This is a genomic window from Corallococcus sicarius, assembly GCF_003611735.1.
GTDB classification, from domain to species: Bacteria; Myxococcota; Myxococcia; order Myxococcales; family Myxococcaceae; genus Corallococcus; species Corallococcus sicarius.
This window is the reverse complement of record NZ_RAWG01000510.1, coordinates 1-4,196: the sequence shown is the minus strand read 5'-3', so window position 1 is coordinate 4,196 and position 4,196 is coordinate 1. Positions and strand designations below refer to the sequence as shown.

Genomic DNA, 4,196 nt, shown 5'->3' with positions numbered 1-4,196 from the left:
AGATGTATATAAGAGACAGTTTCACGCCCATCGACCATGGGCCTCGGCAAGACCCGAGGCATGATGCACTTCATGCCCACCACCCGACTCGATGACCTTGGCCGGGAGACGACTTTCGAGGAGCTCCACTCGCGCCTCCACCTTCACCCGCGGGAGGCGGAGCTCCGGGACTTCGAGCCCCGCCCCAACGGCCCTCCTCCCGCCAGGCTTCGCATCATCGACGGGGGCATCGACGGTTCCGGAGACACCGACACGGGCAAAGGCCCGTATGTCGTCCTGGTCGACGGTCCCCTCAAGACGTCTGGCCACCTCGACCTGTGGACCTACGAGTATCTCCCCGGGCTCGTCATCGTCCGGGGAGACCTCCAGGCGCGGACGCTGTCGTTCGGCAACGGGGCGCGGGTCTTCGTCGAAGGCTCGGTCTTCGTGGACGACTGGCTCTTCGGCCGGTACGGGGACCACAACGCCGTCCTCAGCGCCAAGGGCGAACTCAGGGCGAGGGCGAGCTTCCTCGACGTGCACACCTTCCTCTACGCGGACGGAGGGGTGCGTTCGCTGCTCTACGCGTCGCGCGCAGGCTGGGAGACGCTGGAGCCGGACATCGCGAACGAAGGGGAAGGTGACGGAAAAGACTTCTTCGACCCGGCCGTGCTCGACCGCTACGGCGACCTCGACTTCAAGCGGGCCATCCAGGCCGCCCGTGAAGGCCGGCCCCTGTTCCTGCCCGGCGTCGAGGAGCGCTTTCCCGCCCGGCTGACCTCACGAAACACGAAGTAGGGTTCCGCCGCCCGCACCTGGCTTCCACTGCGGAGCGCGGCCTGCCTGTGCGGTGCCCGAAAAAACGAAAGGCCCGGAACCTTTCGGTTCCGGGCCCTTCAAGTGGCGAGGAGTACGGGACTTGAACCCGTGGCCTCCGGCGTGACAGGCCGGCGTTCTAACCAACTGAACTAACTCCCCACAAAATCTTTGGGCGGAACAGGGATTGAACCTGTGACCATCGCCTTGTAAGGGCGCCGCTCTACCGCTGAGCTATCCGCCCTTGGCGGCCCGCCGTTGCTTCAGTGAGGCGGCTTGTACCGGCCCCTACCGCCCCTGTCAAGCATACGTTTTCGAGCCCCAGATCATTCCGTTTCCCCCCTTTTCGGAGGCCGGATCCGAGGCTTCGGATCCGCCCTACCCGGCCCGCACCTTCCACCGACGCACGCGGCGGCGGGAGCGGGGAATCATCAGCACGGCCCCCACCAACAGGGCCACAGGTACGAACACCAACAGCGTCTGCATCATCGCCTCCATGTGCCCGAACATACGGCCCCCCTCTGACATCCTGACGGGGAGTTCGTGACTTTCAGGAAACGACGTTCCAACGGCCTGATTGCATGCCCCTCATGGGCAGGGAGGCCGGCCCGGGCTCGGCTGGCCACCCGCCCCGGTGGCGACCGCCCCCGGAAGCCGGGGCCTGGCGGCACGGAGACACCGTGGAGGACCGACTGGGAGGGGTCGCCCCCACGCAGTCCCGTGTCGCGCAGGCCCGGGGCTTCCGGGCTGACAGGACGTGAAGGTGCACCCCGCATGTGCCGCGAAGATGTCTCCCGTGTTACCGATTGTGTTTCGCGCCGCGACGCTCCGTGTGGCGGCTTCCCCGGACGGATGAATGCGCCGGAATGGTTCGCGCGGGGTGACACCCGCGCGTAGCATCCGCCCGTCTTGGAAGGATTCGCGCGGTCGACGGAGGGTGGACAGCCCCGGCCCCGGCGCTGGTGGCCCTGGGGCCTGGCGGCATTGGCCGTGGGTGCGTGGGTGCTCCGGGCCCTGCCCTTCTTCCACCGCGCGGGCGCGTCCGGGTACGTCGTCAACTACGACGAGGGCGTCTACTACGCGGCGTCCGCGCTCCTGTGGAAGGGCCTGCTGCCCTACCGCGACTACCTCTTCGTGCACCCACCGGGCGCGCTGTTCCTGGGGGCTCCCGCCGCGGCGGTGGGCGCGTTCGGGGATCCGTCGGTGGGCTTCGTGCTGGCGCGCTGGCTCGCCACGCTGATGGGCGCCGCGAGCACCGTGCTCGTGGGCCGGCTGGCGATGCGGGCCTGGGGTCCGGTGGCGGGCGTGGTGGCCGCGCTGGCCTACGCGGCGCACCCGGAGGTCGTCACCATGGAGCGCGGTCCGTTCCTGGATCCGCTGCTCAACCTCTGCGGCCTGGGGCTCGCGAACGTGTGGCTCCTGCCCGCGGAGCGTGTGCCCCTGCCCCGCCGCGCGGGTCTCGCCGGGGTGCTGGCCGGGGTCATGGTTTCGGTGAAGGTGCTGGGCGGCATCTGGGGCGCGGCGGCGCTCATGTCCTTGGCGCCCGGCCCCCGCTGGAGCCTGGCGCGACGCTTCGTGCTGTCCGCGTCCCTGTCCGCCCTGGCGCTGGTGGGTCCCCTGGCGTTGAGCGCCCCCGGGGCCTTCGTCCGGGACGTGCTGTGGTTCCAGTCCGCCCGGCCCGAGGACGGCATCGTGTCGCGCTGGGAGCGGCTCCTGGAGATGACCCACGAGCGGCGCCGCTACGCCGTGCTGCTCGCCCTGCTGGGCCTGGGCGTCGCGCTGACGCGGGCCCTGCGCCGGAGCACCCGGGCGGAGGCCGCGCCCGAGCGCTTCGTGGCCACCGCGTACCTGCTCACCGTGGCCGCGTACCTCGCCGCGCACAGCTACTGGTCCAACTACAACGCGCTGCTCGCCGGGCCGGAGGCCCTGCTGGCCGGACTGGGCGCGGCGGCGCTCGTGGGCTTCGCCGCCACACGGGGCCCACAGGTGGGCGCGGTGGCGTCCGGGCTGGTGGTGCTCGCGCCGCTCCACTCAGGGCTCGAGGCGCTTCGCGGCGCGGAGATCCGGCCTCCAGAGCAGGTCCTGCAGGCCCGCTACGTGCGCGAACACGTCCCCCCGGACGCGGCCCTGTGCGGCTTCGAGCCGGGCTGGGGACTGCTCGCGGGGCGGCTGCCTCCGGTGCTGCCCGGACGTCCCCTGGTCGTGGATCCGTACGCGCTGATGCTGCAGGACGCGCTCGCTTCGGGGGCCCGCTTCGAGAACGCGGCGGCGGCCTTCGCCACCCCGGACTCCCAGCGAAGGATGCTCGCGCTCCTGGAGCGGTGTGACTTCGCGCTGCTGGGGCCCCGGGGCCAGTGGCAGCTCTCCGCCGACAGGCGCCGCTGGTTCGAGGCGACCTACACGCGCGACGTGTCGCCGGCATCCCCCGCCGTCGAGGTGTGGCGGCGGAACCAGGTCCCCCGCACCATCCTGACCCGCGCGGATCCCTAGGCTGCTTTCCTGATGGCCGGGAGGCCGGCGCGCGGTATGTCGCGCGTCCCTTCCGTCACGCGCAGGAGGCGCCCCCATGCCCTACACCCCCATCGTCGCCACGCTGGGCTACGTGCTGTCGCCGGATGGCCAGCAGGTGCTGCTCATCCACCGCAACACGCGCCCGGACGACGCCCACTACGGCAAGTACAACGGGCTGGGCGGCAAGCTGGAGCGCGACGAGGACGTGGCCGCGGGCATGCGCCGGGAGATCCGCGAGGAGGCCGGCATCGAGTGCACGCGCATGGTGCTGCGCGGCACCCTGTCCTGGCCCGGCTTCGGCAAGAACGGCGAGGACTGGCTGGGCTTCATCTTCCGCATCGACGCCTTCGAGGGCACGCCCCTGGAGGGCAACCCCGAGGGCTCGCTGTCGTGGGTCCCGGTGTCGTCCATCCTGTCGCTGTCGCTGTGGGACGGGGACCGGCACTTCCTGCCGCTCGTGTTCGACGCGGACCCGCGCCCCTTCCACGGCGTCATGCCCTACGCCAACGGCCAGGCGGTGAGCTGGTCGTTCACCCGGCTCTAGCGGCTGGACGGAGGGCGTCAGGGCGTCCTGCGACCAACGCTCCCGGCGCCTTCCGCCGGGATTCCCGCGAGCTTTCCGGCCGGGCCCGCTACAACCTCCGGCTCTCACGCGGACACGCAAGGAGCGGCATGGACCTCATCGGACAGCTTTCGCAGCAGCTTGGAGTGGATGGCACGCAGGCACAGGGGCTCGCGGGCTCCCTCCTGAAGATGGTGCAGGGCACGGTGCAGGAGAAGGTGGGCCCGGACGCCGCGCGGCAGATGGACCAGGCCATCCCGGAGATGCAGGGCTGGCAGCAGACGGCGGCGGCGCAGGCCCCGGCGGCCGACGGCGGGGGCCTCATGGG

General features: G+C 71.1%; 5 protein-coding genes and 2 tRNA genes. 4 read left to right on the top strand and 3 right to left on the bottom strand.

The features are described from left to right. Nucleotides 1-72 precede the first annotated feature (72 nt). The gene (locus D7X12_RS39805; RefSeq protein ID WP_147443954.1) at nucleotides 73-777 is read left to right on the top strand and encodes a hypothetical protein; all 705 of its coding nucleotides are present in this window, start codon (nucleotides 73-75) and stop codon (nucleotides 775-777) included. A 103-nt stretch (nucleotides 778-880) separates the two neighbouring features. Here the strand turns inward: D7X12_RS39805 and D7X12_RS39800 are convergent. The 3 genes from D7X12_RS39800 to D7X12_RS45240 all read right to left on the bottom strand — a co-directional run bounded on the left by D7X12_RS39800 (nucleotide 881) and on the right by D7X12_RS45240 (nucleotide 1,305). Further along, a tRNA-Asp gene (locus D7X12_RS39800) sits at nucleotides 881-957 on the bottom strand. Between the two features lie 10 nt (nucleotides 958-967). Next, nucleotides 968-1,039, bottom strand: a tRNA-Val gene (locus D7X12_RS39795). 134 nt (nucleotides 1,040-1,173) lie between these two features. Next, nucleotides 1,174-1,305, bottom strand: coding sequence for a hypothetical protein (locus D7X12_RS45240; protein ID WP_279637291.1), 132 nt, complete (start codon nucleotides 1,303-1,305; stop codon nucleotides 1,174-1,176). A gap of 480 nt (nucleotides 1,306-1,785) precedes the next feature. Here D7X12_RS45240 and D7X12_RS39790 point away from each other — a divergent pair, with 480 nt between their 5' ends. The 3 genes from D7X12_RS39790 to D7X12_RS39780 form a co-directional block, all read left to right on the top strand. Continuing rightward, nucleotides 1,786-3,285 (top strand): glycosyltransferase family 39 protein, encoded by a 1,500-nt coding sequence (locus D7X12_RS39790; RefSeq protein WP_147443953.1) that lies wholly within the window; start codon nucleotides 1,786-1,788, stop codon nucleotides 3,283-3,285. Nucleotides 3,286-3,361: 76 nt separating this feature from the next. After that, nucleotides 3,362-3,850 carry an NUDIX hydrolase gene (locus tag D7X12_RS39785; protein WP_120630355.1) on the top strand — a complete coding sequence of 163 codons (489 nt, stop codon included), beginning with the start codon at nucleotides 3,362-3,364 and terminating at the stop codon, nucleotides 3,848-3,850. A gap of 128 nt (nucleotides 3,851-3,978) precedes the next feature. Next, the coding region (locus D7X12_RS39780; RefSeq protein WP_147443952.1) for a DUF2780 domain-containing protein at nucleotides 3,979-4,196 on the top strand (218 nt) is incomplete at its 3' end.

Excerpts from the sequence above, each read along its gene's own strand:
- D7X12_RS39805 (WP_147443954.1), top strand. The coding sequence starts at position 73 with ATGCCCACCACCCGACTCGATGACCTTGGCCGGGAGACGACTTTCGAG.
- D7X12_RS45240 (WP_279637291.1), bottom strand. The coding sequence starts at position 1,305 with ATGTTCGGGCACATGGAGGCGATGATGCAGACGCTGTTGGTGTTCGTA.
- D7X12_RS39785 (WP_120630355.1), top strand. The coding sequence starts at position 3,362 with ATGCCCTACACCCCCATCGTCGCCACGCTGGGCTACGTGCTGTCGCCG.